We start from the raw sequence: 25,787 nt of genomic DNA on the forward strand, positions 1-25,787 counted from the left end.
ACCATGAGCACCATTGCACAAATGTGTAAACAATACGACCGCGTTACCCTGCTGCTGCAAGGCGGCGGTGCGCTGGGCTCTTATCAGGCCGGTGTGTATGAAGGCCTGCATCAGGCCGGTATCGAAATCAACAGCATTGCCGGGATTTCCATTGGCGCGCTCAATACCTGCATTATTGCCGGTAATAAGCCCAAAAACCGCGTGGCCGCCTTACGCGGGTTTTGGGACACCATCACCCGGCGTAACTACACCAGTGGCAGCATCAACCCCTTCGATGCCATGCTCGACGGCTTGAGTGCCTGGGGCAAAAACGATGCCTTGGCACACACCATGCCCTATGTGTTTGAAAACCAGTTTTTGCGCCAGCAGCTGCGCTTGATGGAAAGCTATTTCGAGGCATTCCAAACCATGATGGAGGGGCAGAAAGGTTTTTTTAAACCGCGCTACTTTATGCCTTTTAATACCACGCCGAATCATCTTAGCTATTACACCATCGATAAACTCAAAGACACACTGGCCGAATTTGCCGATTTGCGCCTGATTAACGACGCTTCGCGTATGCGCGTGTCGGTGGGCGCGGTAAACGTGCGCACCGGCAACTATGCCGTGTTTACCAATGAGCACGAAGAGCTGCGTTTCGAGCACTTTATGGCTTCCGGCGCCTTGCCGCCCGGTTTTCCGGCGGTGGAAATCGATGGCGAATATTATTGGGACGGCGGCTTGGTGTCGAACACGCCTTTGAATGAAATTATTTTGGCCGATGAAAGCCTGAATCAATTGATTTTTCAAGTGGATTTATGGAATGCCAACGGTATGCTGCCTGAAAACCTATTGGAAATTGATGAGCGGGTTAAAGACATCCAATACTCCAGCCGCACGCGCATGATTACCACCTTGATGCGCCAGCGCCAGCACTATATGAGCATGGTGAAGCAACTGCTGGCGATGATTCCGGAAAAAAACAGCTGCGCCTCTTGTGTGGCCGAAGCCGAGGCCATGGCCGAGGTGGGGCAGAAAAACGTGATTCACTTGATTTACCGCAAGCAAAGCTACGAGCGCGGCCACAAAGACTACGAATTCAGCGCCAACACCATGCAAGACCACTGGCAGTCGGGGCTGTACGACATGAACAACACCCTGCGCCACGAAGACTGGTTTGCGCGCCCGCCCGCCGGTGAGATTTTCACCACCCACAACATCCATGAAGAACGCAAAAAATTCTCGCAAAACTGGGATTGGCGGCAAAGCAGCGCTGATGCGGATTAGGATTAGAATTAAGTGCACTGAGTAAAACCAATAAAAAACGGCCATCCCTGAATGGCCGTTTTTTGTTGCCCGGGCAAACGTCATCAATCGGTCATCTTAAGTTCACGGGGCGGTCATAATTGCTGCTTATACTGGGGCAGATTTTATAGCAAAGAAAATAAATAAATCATACAAGGCGGCGAGCCGCAGACAGTACACACGTACGGCAAGGCGAGTCAACGCTGTAGGATTATTTAGTTTCTTTGCTATACCCAAGCCATCACATTTTCAATACCAATAATCAACAGGAAACCCCATGAACACCCTAATCAAATTCAATATTGCCGCCGCCTTGGGCTTGCTTTCAGGCAGCCTGATGGCCGCCACCGTCACCGGTGCCGGTGCCTCGTTTCCGCAGCCGGTATATGCACAATGGGCGCAAGCCTACCAAAAAGCCACCGGCAACCAGATTAACTACCAATCCATCGGCTCTTCCGGCGGGGTGAAGCAAATTACCAGCAAAACCGTGGATTTTGGCGCCACCGATGCCCCGCTCACCAAGGCCGAGCTGGATAAACAAGGCTTGGTGCAGTTTCCCACCGTGATTGGCGGCGTGGTGCCAATTGTGAATATCGACGGCATCGCCCCGGGGCAGATGAAGCTCACCGGCACCGTGTTGGCCGATATCTATCTGGGCAAAATCACCCAGTGGGACGACGCAGCCATTGCCCGCCTCAACCCGGGCTTGAAGCTGCCTGCAGCCAAAATCACCACCGTATTCCGTGCCGACGGCTCCGGCACCACCTTTAACTTCACCCATTACCTGAACCAGGTTTCCGGCGACTGGAAAAGCAAAGTTGGCTCGGCCAATAGCGTGAAATGGCCCACCGCCGCCACCGGCGTGGCCGGCAAAGGCAATGAGGGCGTGGCCAGCTATGTGAGCCGGGTGAAAAATGCCATCGGCTATGTGGAATACGCCTACGCCAAACAAAACAAGCTGGCGCACACCCAATTGCAAAATAAAGCCGGGCGCTTTGTGCAGCCCAATCAGGCCAGCTTTGCCGCTGCGGCCAACACCGATTGGAAAAACGCCCCCGGCTATTATTTGGTGATCACCAACCAAGGCAATGCCAATGCGTGGCCGATTGCTGCGGCCACCTTTATTTTGGTACAAAAAAATCCCGCCAATAAAGCCGGCACGCAAGAAGCGCTGAAATTCTTTGATTGGGCCTACAAAAACGGCAACGCCGCCGCCACCCGCTTGGATTACGTGCCGCTGCCGGAAGCCACTAAAAACCAAGTGCGCCAAACTTGGAAAGAAGTGCAGTAATCCTCAGTAATCCGCAGTAATCCATTTTGCTGCCTGAAAATAATAAACGGCACCGCCCAGCGGTGCCGTTTATTATTTTCAGGCAGCCTCGTTATGCGTTAACCGGCCTTACCATCGGCACGCGGGCGCAGCAGCCACGGCGTATAGCGCCATGCAAACAACAGCAAGGCGGCGGCAAACGCCAAGGCGCTGGCGTGGGTGAGGCCGTTGTAAACCGAGCTTGGCGCCAGCGCTTGCGGCCAATTGGCGTATAAACCGGAAGCCAATAGTGCCGCCAGTGCGCGCAGCAGGGCGGCGGCCACCATCAGCCAAAACGCCAGCGGCAAAGGCGGTACCAAGCGCATTGGGCGGCCGGTGTGCCCCAAGGCGGTGCGTGCCATCATGCCCAGCGTGAGCAGGCCGATGCCGCCCACGGCAATCAAATGAATCCCCAGGCTGGTTAGATTAGCAAAAGGCACGCCCATGCCCAATGCGATTAAGCCGAGGGCGCAGGCGCCAAAGCCGATAAACAATACCCACAGCAAAGGCTCGGTTTTCACGCCGCGGTGCCACCAGCGGCATAATTGCCATGCGTTAATCAAGCCGCTGGCCACGCCCGCCGCCGCAAACAGCCCCAAATTCTGCGGCCACAGCAATAAATTCAGCGTCATCAGCATCGGCAACAGCAAGGCGCTGAGCATAATCGGTTTGCTGACGGCGGCTTGGGCAATGCCCAGCCGCTTGGCGGTAAAAAACGGAATCACGCGCATGCCGATTAAGCCGATAAACCCGGCCACCATCACCAAGCCTGCCCACAAGGCCGGGCGTAAAGCAGCGGCGCTTCCTTGTGCCAGCTGCCAATGAAAAGCAGCATGGGTGAGGCCCAGCAGCAACAGCGCCGCCACGGCGATAAAGTTGCGCCGATTGCTGCTGGCGAGCACCGGGCGGGCAAAGCAAGCGGCGGCGAGCAAGTAAAACGCAGTGCCGCTGATGCCGGCAACCCAGATGCCGCCGGCAAAGAAAGCACCGGCGCGTGCCAGCAGCCACAAGGCCGCCAGCGACATCAACATGCCGCCGCGGGTGGGCGGCTGGCCGGTCCAAGTGGCCACGGCGGTGAGCAAAAAGCCCACCACCACCGCACCGGCATAGCCCCAAATCATTTCATGGGCGTGCCAGATAAAGCCGGGCATGGCGGCGTGGCCTTGATAGCCAAAGCCCCACAACACAATTGCCGCCGCACCAAACAAGGCGGCGAGCAGATAAAACGGGCGAAAGGCCATGGCCCAAACGGGGTGGGCGGGATTGAAAATCAGCATGGTGTTCTTTTCTTTTAGGAAGTAGGCAGTAAATCTTGCAAAGCGGCAAACAATTCGCGCTCCTCAAAGCGCACATGCGCCATCAGGGTGTCGGCCAGCAAGGCTGCCTGAAACGGCGGCTGTAATAATTGGCGCAAGGCGGCATGGTCCGCGTTAAATCGCTGCTGCAAATCGGGGCGTTGCAACTGTGGCCAGAAAGGTGCGAATTGTTGCTCTTCTTCTGCAAAGTGTTGCAGCAATTCATCGCGCTGCGCGGCAATGGCGGCGCTGTGGTCGGCATCGGGCTGCTGGCGGATGCGGTTGCCCAAGCTTAAAGCGTGGTGGTGGTCGCGTGATAAGGTAATCAGTGCCGGATGGCGTTTCATGAGGCAATCTCGCTGCGAAAGAAGAAAGGCTGAATTAAAGATTACTATAATATGAAGTTTATATCAGGTCAAATGGCATTGTGTTTTCAGGCAGCCTTTATAGGGCAGGCGGCGCAGGCGTGGTAAACTCGGCCTTTATTTTGCCCAAACCGATTGCATTATGTCAGACAAAGACACCTTAGTGATTGCCAGCCGCGAAAGTGCGCTGGCCATGTGGCAGGCCGAGCATATCCAGGCACGTTTGCAGGCACTGTATCCGCACAAAACCATTCGCATCGAAGGCATGACCACCCGTGGCGACCAGATTTTAGACAAAACTCTGTCTAAAATCGGCGGTAAAGGTTTGTTTATTAAAGAATTAGAGCAGGCGTTGCAAGAAGGCCGCGCCGATTTGGCGGTGCATTCGATTAAAGACGTGCCCATGGATTTGCCCGCCGGTTTTGCGCTGGCGGCGATTACCGAGCGCGCCAATCCGCTGGATGCGTTTGTGTCCAATACTTATGCCAGCTTGGCCGATATGCCGCCCGGCGCAGTGGTGGGCACTGCCAGCCTGCGCCGCGAAGCGCAAATCCGCGCCCGTTTCCCGCAATTGGTGATTCGGCCTTTGCGCGGCAATGTGCAAACCCGTTTGCGCAAGCTGGACGAAGGCGAATTCGATGCCATTATTTTGGCGGCGGCCGGTTTGGAGCGGCTGGGGCTGCCTGAACGCATCCGCATGTTGCTGCCGCCCACCCACAGCCTGCCTGCAGCCGGGCAGGGCGCATTGGGCATCGAAATTGCCGCCCACCGCTACGATATGCTGGCCTTACTCAATCCGCTCAATCATCCGATTACCGCCGCTTGCGTGGAGGCCGAACGGGCGTTGGCACGCGCGCTGGACGGCAGCTGCCAAGTGCCGCTGGCCGCTTATGCCACCGCTGCCGACGGCGTGCTCACCTTGCGCGGCTTGGTGGGCAGCCCCGACGGCTCGCTCACCTTGCAAGCCGAAGCCGAAGCACCGCTGGCCTATGCCGATGCGCTGGGGCGGGCGGTGGCGAAAAAGCTGGCGGATGACGGCGCCAAAGAATTGATTGCCGCTTTGTTGGCAGCGTCATGATTTTTAAACAGGGCGTTTTCAGGCAGCCTTTGGTTGTTGACAAGGCTGCCTGAAAACGTGATTGATATTCCACGCCCATGCCCACCATTTTAATCGTCCGCCCCCAAGGCCAAACCGCTGCCGATATCGACATCTGCACCGCTGCCGGCTGGCAGGCATTGCCGTTTAGCCCGTTGCGCCTCGAGGCCGATACGGCGGCTTTGTTGCAATTGCCTGCGCTGTTTGCAGCGGCAGATGTGGTGTTTTGGGTTAGCCCCGGTGCGGTGAACGTGGCGGCACCGGGACTGGATTTTTCCGGCAGCGCCGCACAGCAAGTTACCGTGGGGCAGGCCAGCGCCCAAGCCTTGGCCGCCTATTGCGCCCAGCCGATTACCGCGCCCGGCAGCGGCCATGACAGCGAAGCGGTGTTGCGCTTGGCCTTATGGCAAAGCCTGCCGCCGGGCGCAAACGTGTTGATTATCCGCGGCCACGGCGGCCGTGATTTTCTGGCGCAGGCCTTGCGCCAACAAGGCTTTAAAGTCACGGTGGCCGAAGTGTATTTCAGGCAGCCTCAAGCCTTGGATTGGGGATTGTTTGCACACAGCCAGCCGCAAGCGGTGTATGTGGCTTCCGCCGCGCTGGCGCAAGTGCTGTTTGCGCAAGTGCCGCCCGAGTTGGCGCAAAATCTGAAAAACTTGCTATACTTTACCCATCATCAACGCATTGCCGACATCTTGCGTGATTATGGTGTCCACCGCATTCAAACCGGCACGCTGGCGCAGCTCTTGCCCGCCTGCCGCAAGGGAGAACCACCCCATGACTGACAAGCCCGATACGGCAGCCAACACCCCCGAAAACACCGATTCGCCACCCGAATCAACGGGGGTGATTGCCGTGGCCGCCGATGGCACTGCCACTAAGCCCGCAGCCACCGAACCCGTTGCCGCCCCAGCAAACGCTGCACCAGTACAGGCCGATGCTGCCGATTCCCACCCGCAACCGGCCGCCAGCGCGGCTTCGTCCCCCACAGGAGCCACCATGCCCGAATCCAAACCTGCCGTAGCCGCTGCCGCACCGGTGGCACCGGTGATTATCAAACAGTCTTCCGGCAAAGGCGTGGCGCTGGGGGCCTTGGTGTTGTCGCTGCTGGCCTTGGGTGCCAGCGGCTTTTTATTTGTACAAGGCCAAAATGTGCTCAAAACCCAAGAGCTAAGCCTAGATCAAAAAATCAACGAAGCGGGCGTGGGGCAGAGCAAAAACGCCGTGCTGCTGGAAAACAATCTGGTTCAGCTCAAAACGCTGGCGGAGCAGGTGGATGTCTTGCAAGCACAAGGCAAAACCTTTGATACCCAGCTGGCGGCCAGCAGCCGCGCTTATCAAGAATTGGTGAAAAGCCGTGCCGATTGGCTGGTAGACGAAACCGAAGCCAGCCTTAATATGGCTGCGCAGCAATTGCTGATTTCCGGCAATGTGCCGGTGGCGGTGGGCGTGCTGGAAAATCTGGAAAGCCGCCTCACCCGCTTTGACCAGCCGCAGTTGGTGCCGATTAAGCAGGCCATCAGCCAAGATTTGGCCGCCCTGAAAAGCAAACCTTATCTGGATGTGGCCAGCGCCTCCCTGCGCCTGAACCGGCTCGAAACCGCGGTGGCCAGCCTGCCGCTGGCGGCCGATGCGGCGCTGCAGCCGGGCGCTACCCAGCCTTTGCCGCCGGTGAGCGCCGATGCGCCGTGGTGGCAGCGGGCATGGCAAAACAGCGTGCAAAGCTTGCAAGGCATGGTGGAAGTGCGCCGCCTCAACAGCAACGACAGCATGTTGATGTCGCCGGAGCAAGTGTATTTTGTGCGTGAAAACCTGCGCTTAAAAATGATGGACGCCCGCTTGGCCTTGATGCAGCGCAGCGGCGAAGTGTATATGAGCGATTTAAACAGCGCCGAAGCGGCGGTGAAACAGTATTTCGACGGCACGTCTGCCGCCACCCAGTCGTGGCTGAAAGAATTGGCGCAATTGAAAGGTTTGGAAGTGCAGGGCGGGCAAGACGCTAATGTCTTGGCGGCGAGCTTGGCGGCGGTGCGTCAATACCAGCAACAAGCACGTGCCGATGCCGCCTCTGCGTTGCCGGACTTAGGTGCTTCCGCACCCGCGGCTGCCGCCAGTAGCCCGCCAGCACCGGCCGAAGCCAGCGCACCTGCCGGCCAGCCCGCGAATCCGGCTGCCACTTCCGCACCGAAAGCAGGAGGCCGCACATTATGAGAGGCCTGATTTGGATTATTGTGCTGTTTGCCGTGGCAGTGGGCTTGGCCATCGGCGCCACGCTGTATAACGGCAATGTGTATATCGTGGTGGAGCAAACGCTGGTGCGGGTGAACCTGCATTTGTTTATTGGCCTGCTGTTGCTCACTGTGGTGGCCCTGTATTTGCTGCTGCGGCTGGTGTTGGGCACTTTGCACCTGCCCGGGCGTATGCGTCACTACGGCGAAACGCGGCAAGAGCGCAAATCGGCACAGGCGCTCAACCGCGCCGGGCTGGCTTATTTTGAAGGGCGCTTTCAGGCAGCCGAACAAGAAGCCAGCAAAGTGCTGGGCAACAAACAAGGCGGCCACAATAAAGCCTTGGCCTTGATGCTGGCCGCCCACAGCGCCGACCAAATGGACAACTTGCCCCGGCGCGACCAATATCTGCACGACATCGCCGCCTTGCCGGAGAAAAAGCAATTGTCGCGCCATTTGCTGCTGGCCGAATCGGCGCTGGCACGGCGCGATTACCCTGCTGCCGAGCAGGCATTGGCCGCCGCTGCCGCCATCAACCCCACACTCACGCGCTTGGTGAAGCTGCAACTGCGTTATGCCTTCGACCAAAACAACGCGCTTATCGTGTTGGATAAAACCGCCAAACTGCAAAAAGCCGGTGCGCTCAACGACACCGAAGCCGCGCAATACAGCCAGTGGGCGTATCGCGAGCTGCTGAATCAGGCTGGCGATGCCCACGCCTTGAAAGCCTGCCTGAAACGCATTCCTGCCGACATGCGCGAAGGCGCACTCAGCGCCGCCATTGCCGAAAAATACGCCCGTTTGGGCTTGTATCCGCAGGCAGTGAAATGGGTGAAGCAGCAATACCCCAAAAACCACGACACCGCATTGTTGCCGGTGCTGATTCACAGCAGCCAGTATCTGAGCGACAAAGAGCAGCAAAAAGCGATGGACTGGGCGGAAGAATGGCTGAAAGCGCGCCCGCAAGATGCGCAATTGCTGTTGCATTTGGGGCAAATGGCGTTTGACAAACAGCTGTGGGGCAAAGCGCAAGGCTATCTGGAAGCCAGCATCGGCGTGGAAGACACCCCGCAGGCACGGCTGGTGTTGGCGCGGGTGCTCGACGAAGCCGGGCAAAGCGCCGAAGCCGAACGCCAACGCGCCCATGTATTGGCCGCCATCAGCAGCGACGACGATATTTAATCCCACCCACCATGCCAGCCGCCCGCCTTGAATGAGCGCGGTTGGCATGGTTTTTTTCAGGCAGCCTGAAAATCTGTTTGTAATCGAATCCCATCACGGACCCTTCATGAAACCCCTACAAAACGACACCTTCCTGCGCGCCCTGCTCAAACAGCCCACCGACTACACCCCGGTGTGGATGATGCGCCAAGCCGGGCGCTATCTGCCCGAATACAAAGCCACCCGTGCCGAAGCGGGCAGCTTTTTGGATTTGTGCAAAAACACCGAACTGGCCACCGAAGTGACCATTCAGCCCTTGGAGCGCTTTGCTTTGGATGCGGCGATTTTGTTTTCCGACATCCTCACCGTGCCCGATGCCATGGGCTTAGGGCTGTATTTTGCCGAGGGCGAAGGCCCCAAATTCGAGCGCGTGCTGCGCGATGAAGCCGCCATCAAAGCGCTGGCGGTGCCGGATATGGCTAAGCTGCGCTATGTATTCGATGCCGTGGTCAGCATCCGCCAAGCGCTGGATGGGCGCGTGCCCTTGATTGGTTTTTCAGGCAGCCCGTTTACCTTGGCCTGCTATATGGTGGAAGGCGGCAGCAGCAAAGAATTCCGCCACATCAAAGCCATGATGTACAGCCGCCCCGACTTATTGCATCGCATTTTGGACATCAACGCCCAAGCGGTCACGGCTTATTTGAATGCGCAAATCGACGCCGGTGCGCAAGCTGTGCAGATTTTCGACACCTGGGGCGGGGTGCTCAGCGATGCGGCGTTTGGCGAATTCAGCCTCAACTATATGCGTCAAATCATTAGCGGATTAAAACGCGAAGCCGAAGGCCGCCGCGTGCCGGTGATTGTGTTTACCAAAGGCGGCGGCTTGTGGCTGGAAGCCATGGCCGACATCGGCGCCGATGCTTTGGGGCTGGACTGGAGCTGCAATATCGGCCAAGCCCGTGCACGCGTGGGCGACAAAGTGGCCTTGCAAGGCAACTTCGACCCGATGGCGCTGTTCGGCACCCCAGCTGCCATCGAAGCCGAAGTGGCACGCATTCTGGCCGCCTACGGCCACGGCAGCGGCCACGTATTCAACCTTGGCCACGGCATCAACCAACATGCCGACCCGGAACACGCCAAAGTTTTGGTGGATGCCGTCCACCGCCTGTCGCGCCCGTATCACGGCGCTTAAATAGGGTTAAAGGCTGCCTGAATTGGGTTCAGGCAGCCTTTTGATGATATTGATTAATTGAAGTTAAACACTTATATAAAAATACCGTCATTAAGCAGTTGTTTTCAAATTAACTGCAGTTATGCACTTACTGTTTACAGGCTGCCTGAAACCATCAAATCCGGTTCGGCAATGACGCTTTATATTTCAGGCGGCTTTTGCCAACCATTGCTTCGTTTCAGTTTATAAACCTCAGTCAACCATGAACATCGACATCCCTTGGGCAGAAGTTTTGCTTTACCTGCACGGCACCGCAGTGGTGGTGTGCGCACTGCGGGTGCTCTACAAACAGCGCAATATCGGCAACGCCCTGGCTTGGCTGATATTGCTGTTTGTGTTTCCTTTTATCGGCGTGGCGCTGTATCTGCTGGTGGGCGAACCACGGCTCGGTGCGGCGCGGGCCAAGCGCACGGCGGAGATGAACCGCTTTTACACCGAAGTAAGCGAACGCTACCTGAACGACATCCACTTGGCCGTGCGCAACGATGTGGCGCCGCATTATCGCGGCATCAGCCACTTGGCCAGCAATGTTACTGGGCTACACGCCACCAAAAACAATGCCTTGTCTTTATTGCACACCACCGACAGCATCTTGGATGCCATGCTGTACGACATCAACCAAGCCAGCAACTCCTGCATTCTGGCGTTTTACATTATCGACCCGCAAGGGCGCATCAATAGCTTGCTTGAAGCAGTGGAAGCGGCGGCGCAGCGCCAAGTGAACTGCATTATTCTGGCCGATGCCGTGGGCAGCCAAAGCTTTTTCCGCAGCCGCTGGCCGCGCCGCCTGCGCCAGGCTGGGGTGAAAGTGCAGCCTGCGCTGCCGGTGGGGCCGTGGCGCACTCTGTTTACCCGCACCGACTTGCGCAACCACCGCAAAATCCTGATTGTGGACAAAAAAATCGGCTACACCGGCAGCTTTAATTTGGCCGACCCACAATACTTCAAGAAAAATACCGGCGTGGGCGAATGGGTAGACGTGATGATGCGCTGCACCGGCCCCTTGGTGCTGGAAATGGCGGCGGTATTTTATGCCGATGTGGCAGTGGAGGGCGAGCGCCACTTAAGCGAAGTACAATCTTATCTTGGCGGTTTTGCCGAGCAAATTCCCGCCTTGCTGCCCACGCAAAACAGCGGCGGCAATGTGGTGGCGCAGGTGATACCTTCCGCGCCCAACCAAAGCGAGCGCGTGATTTACGACACCATCGTGTGCGCCATCCACGCCGCCGAGCGCCGTTTGCTCATCACCACGCCGTATTTTGTGCCCGATGAAACACTGCTGATGGCGCTCACCACCGCCGCTCGCCGCGGTGTAGACGTTACCCTGATTTTGCCCGCCAAAGTGGATTCGCTGCTGGTGCGCTACGCCTCCCGCGCCTACTACCGCCTGCTCTTGGATGCGGGCGTTAAAATCGCCCTCTATGAAGGCGGCCTTTTGCACGCCAAAACCCTCACCGTAGACGAAGACTATGCCCTGTTTGGCACCGTAAACATGGATATGCGCAGCTTTTTCCTGAATCTGGAAATCAGCCTAGCGATTTACGACCGCGATCTCACTGCCGCCATTGCCGCTCGCCAGCTGGCTTATCTGCACGACAGCCACTACATCAGCATCAGCGCCTGGCAAGCCCGCGCCCGCTGGTGGCCGCTGGTGGAAAATACCGTGCGCTTGTTCAGCCCCTTGCTGTAATCCACCTCATAAACCCATCCACAGAAAGCCAATATCATGTCTGTAGGCCATTACGAAAATTTCCCCGTCGGCTCGCTGATGCTGCCGCGCCGCCTGCGCAAACCGGTGCACGCCATCTACGCCTTTGCCCGCACCGCCGATGATATTGCCGACGAAGGCCATGCCGATGCCGCCACCCGCCTGCGCCAACTGGCCGAGCTGGAAGCAGAGCTGAACACCATCAGCCGTGGCGAAACCCCGCAAACCGCCCTGATGCAGCGCCTGCAACGCGAGGCCGTGCGCCCGTTTGAGCTGCCTTTGCAGCCTTTTTACGACTTGCTTTCGGCATTCAAACAAGACGTAAGCGTCACCCGCTATCAAAATTTCGGCGAATTGGTGGACTACTGCCGCCGCAGCGCCAACCCCGTGGGGCGGCTGATGCTGCACCTGTTTGGCGAAACCGACAGCAAAAGCCTGGCGCAAAGCGACGGCATCTGCACCGCCTTGCAGCTGATTAATTTCTGCCAAGATGTGGCGGCGGATTGGCAAAAGGGGCGTGTGTATCTGCCGCAAGACGATATGGCCAAATTCGGCGTGAGCGAAGCGCAAATTGCCGCCGGACAGGTGGATTTTGCCTTTCAGCGCCTAATGGCACAGCAATGCGAGCGCGCCCACAAAATGCTCAAAGCCGGCTCGCCACTGGGCAAAACCCTGAAAGGGCGCAACGGCTTTGAACTGCGGCTGATTATCTTGGGCGGCCAGCGCATTATTCAAAAACTCGAAGAAGCCAAATACGATGTTTTCAACGCCCGCCCCAAATTGGGCTTTAAAGACGGCTGGATGATGTTTAAACGGGCTTGGTTGAAAAAATAGCCGCTGCGTTGATTTTGTGGTGGCATGTTTGAATTTGAAAAGGCTGCCTGAAAATATTTCAGGCAGCCTTTGATTTGCGGGTGTGGGTTTACATACGGCTCAGTTCGCGTTGCAATGCTTGCACGTTTTGTTGGCGGTCGAGCACGGCGCTTTCCAGTTGGCGCACGCGTTCTTGGTATTGGGCGTATTGATTTTTGTCGGCGGTTTTCATGGCGCGGCCGTCGGTGAGGGCTTTTTGTGCTGCGCTAAGGGCGTTGCGTTCATTGGCCAATTCTTGTTCCAGAATACTGCGGCGGGTGCTGTCGCCGCCTTTGGGCACAGCGGCAGTGTTGGTGGCGGCTGCAGGTGCCGCGGTGGCGGTGTTGCTGCGCGGACGCGAGCTGACGCTGGGCGTGCGCGCAGCTGTACTGGTGTTGCGGTAGGCAGCGTTGTTGTTGCTGTAGGAGCCGATGGGTTGCAGCTGGGCTTGTTGGCAATTGCCTTTGGGGCTGGCGGTGTACACCACTTCGCCATTCACCATGCAGGTGTAGACCTTGGCGTGGGCGGCAGGCAGGGCGGCAAAGGCGAGGGCGGTGAATAAAATGGTGTGGATGCGCTTCATGGTGGTTTACCGTGTGGGTTCAGGTGGCAAATTGATACCAATTCTATAAAATAAGATAACAAGGCGGCGAGCTGAAGACAGTACAAGTAGTACGGCAAGGCGAGCCAACGCAGTTAGGTTATTTTATAGAATTGGTATGAGCTTGGATTTGGCGGTCGATGTCTTCTAACGCATCTTGCCAGCTCAGCCACAGTTCTTCGGTTTCACCTAATTTTACTTTAATTTCGGCCAGCTTGTTAAGATATTGTTGCAATTGGGCTTTGTTTTCGGGCAAATAAGCGCTTTCGCCGGCCAGAAAGGCTTCGCAGGCCGCTTGTTCGGCTTGCCAAGCAGCCATATCTTTTTCGGCACGCTCTATTTTTTGCAGCAGCGGCTTGGCCAAGCGGGTGCGCTCTTGACGCATTTGGGCTTCTTGGCGTTTTTGGTCTTTGCGGTTTTGGCCGCCGGCGGAAGCGGCCGGAGCGCTGGTGGCTTGTTCTTGTGCCAGCCGCCATTGGCGGTAGTCGTTTAAGTCGCCGTCAAAGCTGCTGAGGCGGCCTTGGTCGATAAGCAAAAAGGCATCGGTGGTGGCTTCCAGCAGGCTGCGGTCGTGCGACACCACCAGCAGTGCACCGGCAAAGCCTTGCAGTGCCAAGGTGAGGGCGTGGCGCATGTCGAGGTCGAGGTGGTTGGTGGGCTCGTCTAGCAGCAGTAGGTTGGGCTTTTGCCACACAATCATCGCCAGTGCCAGCCGCGCTTTTTCGCCGCCGGAAAACGGGGCGGTGGTTTGCAGTGCCATGTCGCCGATAAAGTGAAAGCCCCCTAAGAAATTGCGGATTTCCTGCTCGCGTACGTCGGGGCTGAGCTGTTGGATGTGCCAAACGGGCGATTGGTCGGGGCGTAGGGTGTCGAGCTGGTGTTGGGCGAAATAGCCGATATTGAGCTTTTCGGCGCGGATAATCTGCCCGGCTTGGGGCTTGAGGCTGCCTGAAATGGCTTTAATCAGGGTGGATTTACCGCTGCCGTTGACGCCCAGCAAGCCGTAGCGGGCGCCGGATTCGATCGACAGCGATGCCTGCTGCACCACGCTGCCGTGGCCGTAGCCCAAATCCACTGCATCCAGTTTGAGCAGCGGATTGGGCAGGTGTGGCGGCTGGGCGAATTCGAAGCTGAATTCGCTGTCCAGATGCGCCGGGGCGATGCGCTTGAGCTTGGCCAGCGCTTTCATGCGGCTTTGTGCTTGCACGGCTTTGGTGGCTTTGGCTTTGAAGCGGTCGATAAATGATTGCAGGTGGGCGATGTGCTGCTGCTGCTTGGTATAGGCGGCTTGCTGTTGTGCCAGCCGCTGGGCGCGCTCTTGCTGGAAGAAGTCGTAATTGCCGCCGTAGAGGGTGAGCTTTTGGGCGCTTAATTCGGCGGTGTGGGTGGTGGTGGCGTTGAGGAAGTCGGCATCGTGGGAGATGATGATTTGGGTGGTGCTGCTGGCGGCGAGGTGGTTTTCCAGCCACAGCACGGTTTCCAAATCCAGATGGTTGGTGGGCTCGTCCAGCAGCAGCAAGTCGGCGCGGCACATCAAGGCTTGCGCCAAATTCAGGCGCATACGCCAGCCGCCGGAAAAGGCGCGTACGGGCTGGCTGTGCTCGGCTTGCGCAAAGCCCAAGCCGCCCAAGAGCTTGGCGGCGCGGGCGGGGGCGCTGTAGGCGTCAATTTCATCCAGCCGCGCATGGTATTCGGCTTGCAACATGCCGTCGCCCGCGGCTTCCGCTTGCGCCAAGGCTGCCTGAAAAGCCTGCAATTCGGCATCGCCCTGCAATACATAATCCACGGCGCTGATGTCCAGCGCGGGGGTTTCTTGCGCTACGCTGGCCAAGCGCCAGTGCTTGGGCACCAACACATCGCCCGCATCGTGGCTGATTTCGCCTTTAATCAGCGCAAACAGGCTGGATTTGCCGGTGCCGTTTTTGCCAATCAGCCCCACGCGCGCGCCGGGATTGATGGTGAGCGCGGCTTTGTCGAGCAGCACTTTGCTGCCGCGTTGCAGGGTGAGGTTTTTCAGTTCAATCATGGGCTTTGGGTGGGGATGGGGTTATTCAGGCTGCCTGAAGGTGTATTCAAGCTTGCACAATGTCGCTTAGAGGCCAGCGCGGTTTTACATCAAAGCCGCCCGCAGGCTGTGCCGCTTGCAAGTGCAGGGCACCGGCAAAGGCAATCATGGCGCCGTTGTCGGTGCACAGGCTTAAGGGCGGGAAATAGGTGTGTACCTTGTTTAGGCTGCCCAAGCGCTGGCGCAGCTGCCAGTTGGCACCCACGCCGCCGGCCACCACCAAGCGCTTAAAGCCAGTTTGGCGCAAGGCTTGTTGCGCTTTGGCGGCAAGCACGTCTACCACGGCGTCTTGGAAAGCGCGGCAGATGTCGTTGCGGGTTTGCTCGCTTAAGGGGGCGCCGTTATCGCTGGCGCGGGCTTTGTTGACGGCGGTGAGCACGGCGGTTTTGAGGCCGGAAAAGCTCATGTTTAAATCGCCCGAGTGCAACATCGGGCGCGGCAATTCAAATGCACCGGCGCGCCCCAGTTTGGCCAATTCAGACAATTTGGCACCGCCGGGATAAGGCAGGCCGAGCAGTTTGGCGGTTTTGTCGAAGGCTTCGCCGGCGGCGTCGTCCACGCTTTCGCCGAGCAAGGTGTAGTCGCCCACGCCGCGCACGGCCATAAATTGGCTGTGTCCGCCCGACACCAACAATGCCACAAACGGAAATTCGGGAATGTCGTCGCCCAGCAGCGGCGAGAGCAAATGGCCTTCGAGGTGGTGCACCGGAATCACCGGTTTGTTGAGCGCAAAAGCCAGCGCATTGGCAAAGCTTGCACCGGCCAGCAAAGCGCCGCCCAAGCCCGGGCCTTGGGTGTAGGCCACGGCGCTGATGTCGGCATAGCTTTTGCCCGCCTGTTGCAGGCAAGCTTGGGTGAGCGGCACCAGGCGGCGGATGTGGTCGCGGCTGGCCAGCTCCGGCACCACGCCGCCGTATTCGGCGTGCATGGCCATTTGCGTGTGCAATTGATGGGCAAGCAGACCGGCAGAGGTGTCGTAGAGCGCCACGCCGGTTTCGTCGCAAGAAGATTCGATACCCAATACCAACATAATCTAAAGGCTGCCTGAAAGCGCTAAAAGCGGCCATTTTACCTGATTTCGGCATAGCCCGTGGCAATGACGCGTTATAATGCCGCCTTTGCACCAAATACGCGTGGTTCGCAATCCGCCCACGCCAGGCGCGCGGTTTTATCCGTATAGGCTGCCTGAAACCAAAACTAAGGAACCCATTGTATGACCCATCCCGATAAAGCGCTGGTGATTTTTTCCGGCGGCCAAGACTCCACCACCTGCTTAATTCAAGCCATTGCCCGCTATGGGCGCGAGCAGGTGCACACCATCACCTTCCAATACGGCCAGCGCCATGCCATCGAGCTGGAACGCGCCCGCTGGATTGCCGCCGATTTGGGCGTGCACCAAACCGTGCTTGATTTAAGCCTGATGCAGCAAATCACCCATAATGCCTTGATGGACAAAACCGCCGCCATCGAAAATTCCGTGGGCGGCCCGCCCAATACCTTTGTTGACGGGCGCAACGCTTTGTTTTTGCTGTATGCCGCCATTTACGCCAAAGGGCAGGGCATTGCCCACATCATCACCGGCGTGTGCGAAACCGATTTTTCCGGCTACCCCGATTGCCGCGATGTGTTTGTGAAATCGATGAATGTCACCCTTAATTTGGCGATGGACTACGCCTTCCAACTCCACACCCCGCTGATGTACCTCACCAAAGCGCAAACGTGGGCATTGGCCGATGATTTGGGCTGCCTGAACTATGTGCGGCAACACACCCACACCTGCTATGCGGGCGTGGCGGGCGGCTGCGGCCAATGCCCGGCTTGTGTGCTGCGCGAGCGCGGTTTGGCGGAATATTTGGCACACAAGGCGGTGGTATGAAGATTGTGAAAACCTTTTCGTTTGACTTGGCGCACATGCTCGACGGCCATGATGGCAAATGCCGCAACCTGCACGGCCACACTTATAAACTGGAAGTGGAAATTTCAGGCAGCCTGGCGCAAGGCGGTGCTAAAGACGGTATGGTGATGGATTTTGCCGATGTGAAAGCCTGCGTCAAACACTGGGTGGCAGAGCCGTTTGACCACGCCTTTGTGTACAACCGCCACAGCGAGCGCGAAAGCCGCTTGGCGGCTTTGCTGCAAAACTGGCAACTCAAAACCGTGGCCATGGATAAGCGCACCACTGCCGAAAACATGGCGCAGCATATGTTTTGCCTGTTGCGGCAACAAGGCGGCCTCAACGTATCTGCTATCCGCCTGTGGGAAACGCCCACATCGTATTGTGAATACACCGGAGCCAATCATGACTGAGCCGCAATACCGTATTGTGGAGATTTTCCAAAGTATGCAGGGCGAAGGCTACAACAGTGGCATGGCGGCGGTGTTTATCCGTTTTGGCAAATGCAATTTAGCGTGCAGCTGGTGCGACACCGATTACCTGCGTTTCAACACCATGAGCCTGAGCGCCGTAGTGCAGCAGGTACAAAACCATACTGCCGCCAATATCATCATCACCGGCGGCGAGCCCACCATCCAGCCGCAGCTTGAAACGCTATTGGATGCCTTAAAAGCGTGTGGCTATTATCTGTGTATCGAAACCAACGGCTTAATGCCGGTGCCCGCACAGATTGACTATATCGCCGCGAGCCCCAAAGCCTGCTATGCCGCCAAATATGCTGCACAATGTATTGAACACGCCGACGAAGTGCGCATTGTGGCCGATGGCGATGTTACTGCCTTTGCCCGCAGTATGGCCGCCCGTATCCGTGCCCGCCACTATTACTTATCGCCGTTGGACACCGAAGGCAGCATGAACATCGGCCACACCTTGCAGCAACTCGGTGCACTCAACCAACAGCCCGCGCCCGAGCATTGGCAGCTATCGGTGCAGGCGCATAAATGGGCGGGTATTGAGTAGGGTGGCTATACTAGGGTCTGTTCACATTTCATCGCGTGGCTCTATTTTGGCTTGAAAGCCCGCTTTTTGCGTTGAAAATGCGCGCAAGATGTTCAACCTTGCTGTGCTTTTCGCCTTGGACGCAGACTTTTCTGCTCAAAATCCGGTGCACGGCTAAAATGTGAACAGACCCTAGTCTTATGCTTCAGGCAGCCTCATGGCGATGGCCGAGTATTTGCGTTAAAATTGCGTTTGCTTGAATTTTGCAACGTTGCCCCGAGCTGAGCAATATTGCCGTTAAAAAGGTTACCGCCATGAGCGAAACACGCGAAAATTTAATCGAATTTCCCACCGATTTCCCGCTGAAAATCATGGGTGTACAACACCCCGAATTTGCCGCCACCGTGCTGGATGTGGTGCGTCAATATGCGCCCGATACCGAAGAAAAGCACCTGACCATCCGCGACAGCAGCAAAGGCAACTACCTGAGCTGCACCGCTACCGTGCGCGCCGAAAGCCAAGAGCAGCTCGACAATATTTATCGCGCCCTTACCGCCCACCCGATGGTGAAAGTGGTGCTGTAATGAAAACCGTGCCGCTGGGCTTGCGCGACTACGCACCGGTATTCGCCGCTATGCAGGCTTTTACCGAAACCCGCCATGAAGCCACCGAAGACGAATTGTGGATTGTAGAGCACCCACCGGTGTTCACCCAAGGCATGGCGGGCAAGCCCGAGCATATTTTGCAAACCGGCGCCATTCCGGTGGTGCAAATCGACCGCGGCGGCCAAGTGACCTACCACGGCCCCGGCCAATTGGTGGTGTATACCCTGATTGATTTCAAGCGCCGCGGCATCAGCGTGCGCGACTTAGTTACGCGGCTGGAAAATAGCATTATCGCCACCTTGGCCGACTACGGCATTGCCGCCGCCGCCGACCCCAAACGCCCCGGCGTGTATGTGGGCGCGGCCAAAATCGCCTCCTTGGGTTTGCGCATCAAACACGGCGCCGTTTACCACGGCCTAGCCTTGAATATCGACATGGATTTAAGCCCGTTTGCCTACATCAACCCCTGCGGTTACGCAGGTATGGCGATGACGCAAATGGCCAACTACCTCAAGCCCTGCCCGCCGCTGGCCGAAGTGGCGGCTAAATTGACTGCGCATTTGAGCGCACAATTAAATACCTAAACACCACACATCACATAATAGAAAGCAAGCGCATGAGCCACGATAATAGCCAGGGCGTCAAACACAAAGGTGCCGCCAAAACCGCCCGCATCCCGATTAAAGTGGTGCCCTTGGCCGAAAAACTCAAAAAGCCCGAGTGGATACGCGCCAAGCTGCCCACGGGTAATAAGTTTTTTGAAATCAAAAACATCTTGCGCGAGCAAAAGCTGCATACTGTGTGCGAAGAAGCCTCTTGCCCCAATATCGGCGAATGCTTCAGCAAAGGCACCGCCACCTTTATGATTATGGGCGACATCTGCACCCGCCGCTGTCCGTTTTGCGATGTCGGCCATGGCCGCCCCAATCCGCTGGACGCCAACGAGCCGCAGCACCTGGCCGAATCGGTCAAGGCAATGAAATTACGCTATGTGGTGATTACCTCGGTGGATCGCGATGATTTGCGCGATGGCGGCGCCCAGCACTTTGCCGACTGCATCCGCGCCGTGCGCGAAGCCAGCCCGCAAACGCAAATCGAAGTGTTGGTGCCCGACTTCCGCGGCCGCCTTGATTTGGCACTGGATATTTTGGCGCAAACCCCGCCCGACGTACTCAACCACAACCTCGAAACCGCCCCGCGCCTCTACAAACAAGCCCGCCCCGGCTCCGACTACCAGCATTCGCTCGACTTACTCAAACGCTACAAAGCGATGATGCCCAATGTGGCCACCAAGTCCGGCATTATGGTGGGCTTGGGCGAAACCGACGAAGAAGTGCTGCAAGTAATGCAAGATTTGCGCCAGCACGATGTGGAAATGATTACCGTGGGGCAGTATTTGCAGCCCAGCAACAGCCATTTGCCGGTGCTGCGCTACGTTACCCCCGACCAATTCAAGGCCTTCGAAACCCGCGCCTACGAAATCGGCTTCAAACACGCCGCCATCGGCGCCATGGTGCGCTCCAGCTACCATGCCGATGTGCAAGCCGAACATGCGGGCGTGGTGGAGTAAGCGTGGGCATCAAATGTTGCGGTTAAAGTGGCTGCCCGCACACCGTGATGAGGCGAATTGGCGCAAGGCTGGCTGTATTCAAAGCTTGCCATAATGGTAACGGCATTGCGCCACCATCACCCTATCATTACTCACGCGGTAAACCAGCCGGTGTTCTTTGTTGATGCGGCGCGACCAAAAGCCTGACCAATTGTGCTTCAGCGGCTCAGGATCCCCCAATCCAGCAAATGGCTGGCGCTGAATGCCTTTCAGCAGCATATTGATGCGTTTCAGCATGCGTTTATCGGTTTGTTGCCAATACATATAATCGTTCCAAGCATCATCGGCCCACGCCAGCATCATTCTTCCAGCATCCCGTGTTGTTGTGCTTCACCGGCGCGAATCTGTGCCACTGCCCGGTTCAGTCGCTCGGCATTGGCTGGGCTGGCCATCAGGTAGGCGGTTTCTTCGTAAGACTGAAAATCTTCCAAACTCATGACCACGGCCGGTTTACCGTTTTGGCGGGTTACCAAAACCGGCTTGTGGTTGTCGTTGACCTTATCCAGCACCCCGGCCAATCCGGCGCGGAAAGCAGAGTAGCTCATGGTATCCATTGGCGGTTTCCTTTGATGAATTTAATGGGTACTTATTATTGTACAGGTACGTATTTTTGTACGCAATTGGATTGTCACTTAAACCCAATGCCCGGCTTACCCGGTGTTTTTTGGGCTTGCTCGAATTACCGGCTACAGCAAAGACAAGCGCACTTTACGTTTAAGCCCAGTCCATTGGAAAGGTGTTGGGCAATCCATAAACAAAAAAGCGTTCAGGCAGCCTGAACGCTTTTTTATTGCCTAAGCAATTATTGCCGGCCCAGCATATCGTCGCGCGGGGCGGCGTCGCGGTGGTGGCCGGTGGCGCGGAAGTAGGCGTAGCCCAGCCCCAGAATGCCCAAGAAAATCACAAACACGGTGGTGTTGTACCAAGCCATGGCGAGGAAGGCGCCGATGGCAATCACCAAGGCCACCAGCGGCATAATCGGGTATAGCGGCGCGTTAAACGGGCGCTCCAGCCTAGGCTCGGTGCGGCGCAGTTTCAGCAGGCTGAACATGGCGATGATGTACATCAGCAAGGCACCGAATACCGACATGGTGATGATGTTGGCGGTGAGCGGCTGGCCGCCAATCACAATCAGGTTGTCGCTGAAAATGGCGGCAATGCCCACCACGCCACCCAGTAAAACGGCGCGATGCGGGGTGCGGAAGCGTTGGTTTACCTTGGCAAACATCGGCGGCATGTAGCCGGCACGGCTAAGGGCGAAAATCTGGCGCGAATAGCCCATGATAATGCCGTGAAAGCTGGCAATCAGGCCAAACAAGCCCAGCCACACCAGCATGTGCAGCCAGCCGCTGTTGTGGCCGACAATCATTTTCATCGCTTGCGGCAAGGGGTCGTTGAGGTTGGACAGCTCGCGCCAATCGCCCGCGCCGCCGGCAAAAATCATTACCCCCAGCGCCAGTGCCACTAAGGTGAGAATGGCGCAGATATAGGCGCGCGGCACGGTGCGGCGCGGGTCTTTGGTTTCTTCGGCGGCCATGGCCACGCCTTCAATGGCCAGAAAAAACCAGATGGCAAACGGAATCGAGGCCAAAATGCCGCCCCAAGTGGCGGTGCTGAAGGTATTGCTGCCGGCCCAGCCGTTGGCGGTGAAATTGGCCCAGGAGAAGCCGGGCGACACCACCCCCATAAACACCAGCAATTCGCCGATGGCAATAATGGTAACCACCAACTCGAAGTTGGCGGCGATGTGCATGCCCAGAATATTGAGCGTCATAAACACCACATAAGCGCCCACCGCCGCCAGCTTGGGATCCAGCCCCGGAAACTGCACGTTCAAATAGGCGCCGATGGCCAGCGCAATGGCGGGCGGGGCAAACACGAATTCAATCAGCGTGGCCATGCCGGCAAAATAGCCGCCGGTGGGGCCGTAGGCACGCAGGCCGTAGGCAAACGGGCCGCCCGCGTGCGGAATGGCGGTGGTGAGCTCGGTATAGCTGAAGATAAACGCCACATACATCAGCGCAATCACCGCCACGGCAATCAGAAAGCCCAGTGTGCCGGCGGAGGCCCAGCCGTAGCTCCAGCCGAAATAGTCGCCGGAAATCACCAGGCCAACGGCAATGCCCCACAGGTGTATTGCGCCCAAGGTCGGTTTTAGCTCGCGCACCACCCGGGTTTGGTTGAGTTTGGGTTCGCTCATGTGTTGCTCCTTGAAATGGAAAAGCATGTATCAAAACGGAACGATAAGGCGGCAGGCCGCCGGGGGTGCAGGGTAGTTATGTTTAATCAGTGCAGCTAATCAATTAAAGATGCCCCGTCACAGCGGGATTTTGGGCAAAATTTCTGACTTGCGTGGCAACAAAAGCCGCAAGTCCGTCTTTGGGTAATGTTTGGTTATATATTGACAAGGCGCGTCCGGCTCCGCCCCGGTGATAAGCATTGTGGGTAGCTACATGCAAAAGCATTTCGCCCCGGGGCATATGGCCGGTTTGGCCATCGGTAAATACAAAATCCAGTATTTGTGCCAGTGCATCGGTACTGATGCTGGCGCTGTAGTCTGCATACCAAGCATCGGTTTTGGCGATGGCTTGAGTCAAGTCGGTCAAAGTGGGCGTGTCTGTGGTATTGGTGGCGGTGAATGGGTGCGCTTTGCCTTGCAGATGCGCCTGAAAAATCTGGTCTACCACTAAGGCATGATTAAGAATACGTATGGCGTAGTGGTGTTCTTGCGGATGTGCTGCTGCATCCAATGGACGCATAAAATTCAGCAAATCGCGATTGGCCTGCTGTTTTTGACGCAACAGTGTGTGCAGATGGCGGGCAAAACTCATGGTTGTTATCCTAGATGGAATGCTGTTTTCGGGCTGCCTAAAACCTATTTTTCGGGGGCAAATCTGCCTATGGTTGCGGTATTGGGTGGGCAAACCCGGTGAGCGGCTGGAACCGTATCCAGCAGTAGCCAAATAACACAAACCCTGTTCGGCGAACAAACATCGGACTTAGGCCTTGTGCTGTGCAGGGTATTTCTGCCGGGCTGCCTGAATCACCAGCCATTCAAACAGTTTTTGCTGCCCGGCATCTTGTGCGGCGGTGATTTCCGGATGCCATTGCACCGCCACCAAATCTGGAAAGGTGGCCATTTCCACCGCTTCGATGACGCCGTCGGGCGCCCAAGCCACGGCTTTGAGGCCTTCACCCAAGCGGTCGATGGCTTGGTGGTGCCAGGAAGCGGTGTTAACGCTTTCGCCCAACAATGCGGCTAGGGCGCTGTTGGGGTCGATGCGGATGTCGTGCGGCACCGGCTCGCGCGGCGGGGCGCGGTGCGGCACGGTTTCGCCCACCACATCGGGCAGATGCACATGCAGGCTGCCGCCCAAGGCGGTATTGAGGATTTGCAGGCCGCGGCAAATCGCCAGCGTGGGCTTGGGCTGCTTGAGTAGCGCGTGCATCAGCGCCAGCTCGGCGGCATCGCGCTCGGGGCTGAGGTTGTAGATGGTGGGGTGGTGGCTGCCGTCAAAAGCTTGGGGGTTGATGTCGCCACCGCCAATCAGCACTATGCCGTCTACGGCAGCGAGCCAATCTTCGGCGCAATCGGTGGCACAGCCGGGCAGCATCAGCGGCGCGCCGCCCGCACGTTGCACGGCGGCCACATACAGCGCGGGGGTGTGCCAGCCGTGGTTTTCGGCGGCGGGGTAGGTGGTGAGCCCGATCAGCGGCTTACTCATACAGCACCTTGCACGGCGGCGCGGAAGATGGCGCTGTAGTCGGCCGGGGTGAGCACAATCGGGTTGCCGCCATCGCTGGGGTCTTGCTTGGCGGCGGCGCCGATTTCGTCGGCACGGCTCTCGTCAATGCCGATGTCGGCCAAGCTGTGGGGGATGTTCAGGTCGGAACGCAAGCGCAAAATCCAATCGAGAAAGCCGGTAAACGAGGTGTCGGCCAAGCCGATGTAGCGTGCGGCGTCGGCCAAACGCTGCTCGATAGCACTTTGGTTGCGTACCAGAACATAGGGCAGCATAATGGCGTTGGCCAAACCGTGGTGGGTGTCGAACACGGCACCGATGGGGTGCGACAAGGCATGTACGCCGCCCAGCCCTTTTTGGAATGCGGTGGCGCCCATTATCGAGGCGGCCAGCATTTGCGCGCGCGCTTTGATATCGCGGCCATCGGCCACGGCGCGCGGCAGAAAGTCGTGCACCAGTTTCATGCCTTCCAGCGCCACGCCTTGCGCCAGCGGGTGGTAAAACGGTGAGCAATAGGCTTCTAGGTTATGCACAAAGGCGTCTACGCCGGTGGCAGCGGTGAGGTGTGGCGGCAGGCCTACAGTAAGCTCGGGGTCGGCCAGCACGATTTTTGGCAGCATGGCCGGGTGGAAAATAATCACTTTGCGGTGGGCGGCTTCGTCGATAATCAGAGAAGCGCGGCCCACTTCGGAGCCGGTGCCGGAGGTGGTGGGAATGGCGATGGTGGGCGCCACACCGGCCACGTTTACCCGCGTCCAGTTGTCGCCCACGTCTTCAAAATCCCATAAGGGTCGTGTTTGTCCGGCCATCAGTGCAATGGCTTTGCCTACGTCTAAGGCGCTGCCGCCGCCGATGGCAATTACGCCGTCGTGTTGGCTGGCGCGGTAGGCGGCTACGCCGCGCTCCACATCGGCACCACCCGGATTGGGGCGCACATCGGCAAACACATCATGCGCCACCGAGGCTGCCTGAAGTGTGTGTTGCAGCTGCTGCATCAAGGGCAGCTTGGCCAACCCCGAATCGGTAACCACCAGCGGATGGCGCATATTCAGCTCGGCACACAGCTGCGGCAGCTCTTTGAGCCGCCCGGCGCCAAAGCGGATGGCGGTGGGGTAGTTCCAGTTTCCGGTGAGGTTCATGATGGGGGTTTCCTTTAAAATCAATTTAAATTCAATCGTATTTAGGCTGCCTGAAGCGCTGTTTAAGGACGCACGGCAATTTCTGCAACACAATCCACGGGGAAGTTGAGCGAATTGGCCACAAAGCAGGCATGGTGGGCTTGTTGGTGCAATGCTTGTGCCAGTGCCACATCGCCGCCTGCTGCGATAAGCACCTGCGGGCGTAAGGTGGCCGACACAAAACGACCGGCTTGTTCGGGGCTGCCTTCATCCATTTGCGCTTCGGCGTGGTCGGTATAAGCCACAACCACAATGCCGTTGACGGCACACAAATGCAGATACCACAGCTGATGGCAAGCAGAGATGGCCGTCAGCAGCAAATCCTCAGGATTCCAGCAGGTGGCATCGCCGCGAAAAGCTGGGTCGGCTGATCCGGCAATCGGCGGTTTGCCACTGGCACTGGCGGTAAAACTGCGTTCATAAGCACCATAGCTGCTGGTGCCGCGGCCAGTATTGCCGCTCCAGTTTACGGTGGTTTGGTAGCGGTGAATTTTCATATGTTCGATGCTTTCTGTTTTCACGCTGCCTGAAAGGCGGCGTGAAGAAAATCAATCCATCCTAGGC

The 25,787-nt window shown here is 57.5% G+C and carries 27 protein-coding genes; 15 read left to right on the forward strand and 12 right to left on the reverse strand.

Annotated elements, in window-relative coordinates:
- Positions 1-3 precede the first annotated feature (3 nt).
- Together JQU52_RS05920 and pstS are read left to right on the forward strand one after the other, a co-directional pair.
- On the forward strand, positions 4-1,266 hold the full coding sequence (locus JQU52_RS05920; RefSeq protein ID WP_230340210.1) for a DUF3734 domain-containing protein: 1,263 nt from the start codon (positions 4-6) through the stop codon (positions 1,264-1,266).
- 295 nt (positions 1,267-1,561) lie between these two features.
- Complete coding sequence (gene pstS, locus JQU52_RS05925) at positions 1,562-2,575, forward strand: phosphate ABC transporter substrate-binding protein PstS (protein ID WP_230340211.1); 1,014 nt, start codon at positions 1,562-1,564, stop codon at positions 2,573-2,575.
- Between the two features lie 98 nt (positions 2,576-2,673).
- Here pstS and JQU52_RS05930 read toward each other — a convergent pair whose 3' ends face one another.
- Together JQU52_RS05930 and JQU52_RS05935 are read right to left on the reverse strand one after the other, a co-directional pair.
- Complete coding sequence (locus tag JQU52_RS05930; RefSeq protein ID WP_230340212.1) at positions 2,674-3,870, reverse strand: NnrS family protein; 1,197 nt, start codon at positions 3,868-3,870, stop codon at positions 2,674-2,676.
- Positions 3,871-3,884: 14 nt separating this feature from the next.
- A complete protein-coding gene (locus JQU52_RS05935; RefSeq protein WP_230340213.1) occupies positions 3,885-4,235 on the reverse strand; it encodes a hemerythrin domain-containing protein in 351 nt (116 codons plus the stop codon).
- A gap of 160 nt (positions 4,236-4,395) precedes the next feature.
- Between JQU52_RS05935 and hemC the strand changes: the two genes are divergently transcribed.
- From hemC to hpnC, 7 genes are all read left to right on the forward strand, one after another.
- Positions 4,396-5,331 carry a hydroxymethylbilane synthase gene (hemC, locus tag JQU52_RS05940; protein WP_230340214.1) on the forward strand — a complete coding sequence of 312 codons (936 nt, stop codon included), beginning with the start codon at positions 4,396-4,398 and terminating at the stop codon, positions 5,329-5,331.
- Positions 5,332-5,408: 77 nt separating this feature from the next.
- Positions 5,409-6,134: a uroporphyrinogen-III synthase gene (locus JQU52_RS05945; RefSeq protein WP_230340215.1), complete on the forward strand. Its 726-nt coding sequence runs from the start codon at positions 5,409-5,411 to the stop codon at positions 6,132-6,134.
- The gene (locus JQU52_RS05950) at positions 6,127-7,560 is read left to right on the forward strand and encodes a uroporphyrinogen-III C-methyltransferase (RefSeq protein WP_230340216.1); all 1,434 of its coding nucleotides are present in this window, start codon (positions 6,127-6,129) and stop codon (positions 7,558-7,560) included. The genes JQU52_RS05945 and JQU52_RS05950 overlap by 8 nt, the downstream gene beginning before the upstream one ends.
- Complete coding sequence (locus JQU52_RS05955; protein WP_230340217.1) at positions 7,557-8,759, forward strand: heme biosynthesis HemY N-terminal domain-containing protein; 1,203 nt, start codon at positions 7,557-7,559, stop codon at positions 8,757-8,759. The genes JQU52_RS05950 and JQU52_RS05955 overlap by 4 nt, the downstream gene beginning before the upstream one ends.
- 106 nt (positions 8,760-8,865) lie before the next feature.
- Positions 8,866-9,930, forward strand: coding sequence for a uroporphyrinogen decarboxylase (gene hemE / locus JQU52_RS05960; RefSeq protein WP_230340218.1), 1,065 nt, complete (start codon positions 8,866-8,868; stop codon positions 9,928-9,930).
- Positions 9,931-10,171: 241 nt separating this feature from the next.
- Positions 10,172-11,659 (forward strand): cardiolipin synthase, encoded by a 1,488-nt coding sequence (gene cls / locus JQU52_RS05965; protein ID WP_230340219.1) that lies wholly within the window; start codon positions 10,172-10,174, stop codon positions 11,657-11,659.
- Positions 11,660-11,695: 36 nt separating this feature from the next.
- Positions 11,696-12,511: a squalene synthase HpnC gene (gene hpnC, locus JQU52_RS05970; protein WP_230340220.1), complete on the forward strand. Its 816-nt coding sequence runs from the start codon at positions 11,696-11,698 to the stop codon at positions 12,509-12,511.
- A gap of 88 nt (positions 12,512-12,599) precedes the next feature.
- Here the strand turns inward: hpnC and JQU52_RS05975 are convergent, their stop codons facing one another.
- The 3 genes from JQU52_RS05975 to tsaD all read right to left on the reverse strand — a co-directional run bounded on the left by JQU52_RS05975 (position 12,600) and on the right by tsaD (position 16,225).
- A complete protein-coding gene (locus tag JQU52_RS05975; RefSeq protein WP_230340221.1) occupies positions 12,600-13,112 on the reverse strand; it encodes a hypothetical protein in 513 nt (170 codons plus the stop codon).
- Positions 13,113-13,230: 118 nt separating this feature from the next.
- Positions 13,231-15,156 (reverse strand): ATP-binding cassette domain-containing protein, encoded by a 1,926-nt coding sequence (locus tag JQU52_RS05980; RefSeq protein ID WP_230340222.1) that lies wholly within the window; start codon positions 15,154-15,156, stop codon positions 13,231-13,233.
- 46 nt (positions 15,157-15,202) lie between these two features.
- Complete coding sequence (gene tsaD / locus JQU52_RS05985) at positions 15,203-16,225, reverse strand: tRNA (adenosine(37)-N6)-threonylcarbamoyltransferase complex transferase subunit TsaD (protein WP_230340223.1); 1,023 nt, start codon at positions 16,223-16,225, stop codon at positions 15,203-15,205.
- A 183-nt stretch (positions 16,226-16,408) separates the two neighbouring features.
- Between tsaD and queC the strand changes: the two genes are divergently transcribed.
- The 6 genes from queC (at position 16,409) to lipA (ending at position 20,263) form a co-directional block, all read left to right on the forward strand.
- Positions 16,409-17,071 (forward strand): 7-cyano-7-deazaguanine synthase QueC, encoded by a 663-nt coding sequence (gene queC / locus JQU52_RS05990; RefSeq protein ID WP_230340224.1) that lies wholly within the window; start codon positions 16,409-16,411, stop codon positions 17,069-17,071.
- The gene (gene queD, locus JQU52_RS05995; protein WP_230340225.1) at positions 17,068-17,502 is read left to right on the forward strand and encodes a 6-carboxytetrahydropterin synthase QueD; all 435 of its coding nucleotides are present in this window, start codon (positions 17,068-17,070) and stop codon (positions 17,500-17,502) included. Before queC ends, queD begins: the two co-directional genes overlap by 4 nt.
- Entirely contained in the window at positions 17,495-18,109 is a 615-nt protein-coding gene (locus JQU52_RS06000; protein WP_230340226.1) for a 7-carboxy-7-deazaguanine synthase QueE, read from the forward strand. The genes queD and JQU52_RS06000 overlap by 8 nt, the downstream gene beginning before the upstream one ends.
- A 293-nt stretch (positions 18,110-18,402) precedes the next feature.
- On the forward strand, positions 18,403-18,672 hold the full coding sequence (locus JQU52_RS06005) for an HP0495 family protein (RefSeq protein ID WP_230340227.1): 270 nt from the start codon (positions 18,403-18,405) through the stop codon (positions 18,670-18,672).
- The gene (lipB, locus tag JQU52_RS06010; RefSeq protein ID WP_230340228.1) at positions 18,672-19,277 is read left to right on the forward strand and encodes a lipoyl(octanoyl) transferase LipB; all 606 of its coding nucleotides are present in this window, start codon (positions 18,672-18,674) and stop codon (positions 19,275-19,277) included. The genes JQU52_RS06005 and lipB overlap by 1 nt, the downstream gene beginning before the upstream one ends.
- A gap of 32 nt (positions 19,278-19,309) precedes the next feature.
- Positions 19,310-20,263, forward strand: coding sequence for a lipoyl synthase (gene lipA, locus JQU52_RS06015; RefSeq protein ID WP_230340229.1), 954 nt, complete (start codon positions 19,310-19,312; stop codon positions 20,261-20,263).
- Positions 20,264-20,341: 78 nt separating this feature from the next.
- Here lipA and JQU52_RS06020 read toward each other — a convergent pair whose 3' ends face one another.
- The 7 genes from JQU52_RS06020 to JQU52_RS06050 form a co-directional block, all read right to left on the reverse strand.
- A complete protein-coding gene (locus JQU52_RS06020; RefSeq protein WP_230340230.1) occupies positions 20,342-20,605 on the reverse strand; it encodes a Txe/YoeB family addiction module toxin in 264 nt (87 codons plus the stop codon).
- A complete protein-coding gene (locus JQU52_RS06025; RefSeq protein ID WP_230340231.1) occupies positions 20,602-20,856 on the reverse strand; it encodes a type II toxin-antitoxin system Phd/YefM family antitoxin in 255 nt (84 codons plus the stop codon). The genes JQU52_RS06020 and JQU52_RS06025 overlap by 4 nt, the downstream gene beginning before the upstream one ends.
- Positions 20,857-21,104: 248 nt before the next feature.
- Positions 21,105-22,502, reverse strand: a complete 1,398-nt coding sequence (eat, locus tag JQU52_RS06030; protein ID WP_230340232.1) for an ethanolamine permease — start codon at positions 22,500-22,502, stop codon at positions 21,105-21,107.
- 103 nt (positions 22,503-22,605) lie between these two features.
- Complete coding sequence (locus tag JQU52_RS06035) at positions 22,606-23,133, reverse strand: DinB family protein (RefSeq protein ID WP_230340233.1); 528 nt, start codon at positions 23,131-23,133, stop codon at positions 22,606-22,608.
- Between the two features lie 168 nt (positions 23,134-23,301).
- Complete coding sequence (locus tag JQU52_RS06040) at positions 23,302-24,027, reverse strand: gamma-glutamyl-gamma-aminobutyrate hydrolase family protein (protein ID WP_230340234.1); 726 nt, start codon at positions 24,025-24,027, stop codon at positions 23,302-23,304.
- The gene (locus JQU52_RS06045) at positions 24,024-25,184 is read right to left on the reverse strand and encodes an iron-containing alcohol dehydrogenase (protein WP_230340235.1); all 1,161 of its coding nucleotides are present in this window, start codon (positions 25,182-25,184) and stop codon (positions 24,024-24,026) included. Before JQU52_RS06045 ends, JQU52_RS06040 begins: the two co-directional genes overlap by 4 nt.
- Before the next feature lie 62 nt (positions 25,185-25,246).
- Positions 25,247-25,720: an OsmC family protein gene (locus tag JQU52_RS06050; RefSeq protein WP_230340236.1), complete on the reverse strand. Its 474-nt coding sequence runs from the start codon at positions 25,718-25,720 to the stop codon at positions 25,247-25,249.
- Positions 25,721-25,787 lie beyond the last annotated feature (67 nt).

It is taken from the genome of Paralysiella testudinis (assembly GCF_016894345.1).
Classification (GTDB): Bacteria; Pseudomonadota; Gammaproteobacteria; order Burkholderiales; family Neisseriaceae; genus Paralysiella; species Paralysiella testudinis.

Coding starts and splice junctions, on each gene's coding strand:
- JQU52_RS05955 (WP_230340217.1), top strand. CDS start 7,557: ATGAGAGGCCTGATTTGGATTATTGTGCTGTTTGCCGTGGCAGTGGGC.
- JQU52_RS05935 (WP_230340213.1), bottom strand. CDS start 4,235: ATGAAACGCCATCCGGCACTGATTACCTTATCACGCGACCACCACCAC.
- cls (WP_230340219.1), top strand. CDS start 10,172: ATGAACATCGACATCCCTTGGGCAGAAGTTTTGCTTTACCTGCACGGC.
- tsaD (WP_230340223.1), bottom strand. CDS start 16,225: ATGTTGGTATTGGGTATCGAATCTTCTTGCGACGAAACCGGCGTGGCG.
- pstS (WP_230340211.1), top strand. CDS start 1,562: ATGAACACCCTAATCAAATTCAATATTGCCGCCGCCTTGGGCTTGCTT.
- JQU52_RS05920 (WP_230340210.1), top strand. CDS start 4: ATGAGCACCATTGCACAAATGTGTAAACAATACGACCGCGTTACCCTG.
- hemE (WP_230340218.1), top strand. CDS start 8,866: ATGAAACCCCTACAAAACGACACCTTCCTGCGCGCCCTGCTCAAACAG.
- lipB (WP_230340228.1), top strand. CDS start 18,672: ATGAAAACCGTGCCGCTGGGCTTGCGCGACTACGCACCGGTATTCGCC.
- JQU52_RS06050 (WP_230340236.1), bottom strand. CDS start 25,720: ATGAAAATTCACCGCTACCAAACCACCGTAAACTGGAGCGGCAATACT.
- JQU52_RS05975 (WP_230340221.1), bottom strand. CDS start 13,112: ATGAAGCGCATCCACACCATTTTATTCACCGCCCTCGCCTTTGCCGCC.
- hpnC (WP_230340220.1), top strand. CDS start 11,696: ATGTCTGTAGGCCATTACGAAAATTTCCCCGTCGGCTCGCTGATGCTG.
- JQU52_RS05930 (WP_230340212.1), bottom strand. CDS start 3,870: ATGCTGATTTTCAATCCCGCCCACCCCGTTTGGGCCATGGCCTTTCGC.
- queC (WP_230340224.1), top strand. CDS start 16,409: ATGACCCATCCCGATAAAGCGCTGGTGATTTTTTCCGGCGGCCAAGAC.
- lipA (WP_230340229.1), top strand. CDS start 19,310: ATGAGCCACGATAATAGCCAGGGCGTCAAACACAAAGGTGCCGCCAAA.
- JQU52_RS06045 (WP_230340235.1), bottom strand. CDS start 25,184: ATGAACCTCACCGGAAACTGGAACTACCCCACCGCCATCCGCTTTGGC.
- JQU52_RS05950 (WP_230340216.1), top strand. CDS start 6,127: ATGACTGACAAGCCCGATACGGCAGCCAACACCCCCGAAAACACCGAT.
- queD (WP_230340225.1), top strand. CDS start 17,068: ATGAAGATTGTGAAAACCTTTTCGTTTGACTTGGCGCACATGCTCGAC.
- JQU52_RS06000 (WP_230340226.1), top strand. CDS start 17,495: ATGACTGAGCCGCAATACCGTATTGTGGAGATTTTCCAAAGTATGCAG.
- JQU52_RS06040 (WP_230340234.1), bottom strand. CDS start 24,027: ATGAGTAAGCCGCTGATCGGGCTCACCACCTACCCCGCCGCCGAAAAC.
- hemC (WP_230340214.1), top strand. CDS start 4,396: ATGTCAGACAAAGACACCTTAGTGATTGCCAGCCGCGAAAGTGCGCTG.
- JQU52_RS05980 (WP_230340222.1), bottom strand. CDS start 15,156: ATGATTGAACTGAAAAACCTCACCCTGCAACGCGGCAGCAAAGTGCTG.
- JQU52_RS06005 (WP_230340227.1), top strand. CDS start 18,403: ATGAGCGAAACACGCGAAAATTTAATCGAATTTCCCACCGATTTCCCG.
- JQU52_RS05945 (WP_230340215.1), top strand. CDS start 5,409: ATGCCCACCATTTTAATCGTCCGCCCCCAAGGCCAAACCGCTGCCGAT.
- JQU52_RS06035 (WP_230340233.1), bottom strand. CDS start 23,133: ATGAGTTTTGCCCGCCATCTGCACACACTGTTGCGTCAAAAACAGCAG.
- eat (WP_230340232.1), bottom strand. CDS start 22,502: ATGAGCGAACCCAAACTCAACCAAACCCGGGTGGTGCGCGAGCTAAAA.
- JQU52_RS06025 (WP_230340231.1), bottom strand. CDS start 20,856: ATGGATACCATGAGCTACTCTGCTTTCCGCGCCGGATTGGCCGGGGTG.
- JQU52_RS06020 (WP_230340230.1), bottom strand. CDS start 20,605: ATGATGCTGGCGTGGGCCGATGATGCTTGGAACGATTATATGTATTGG.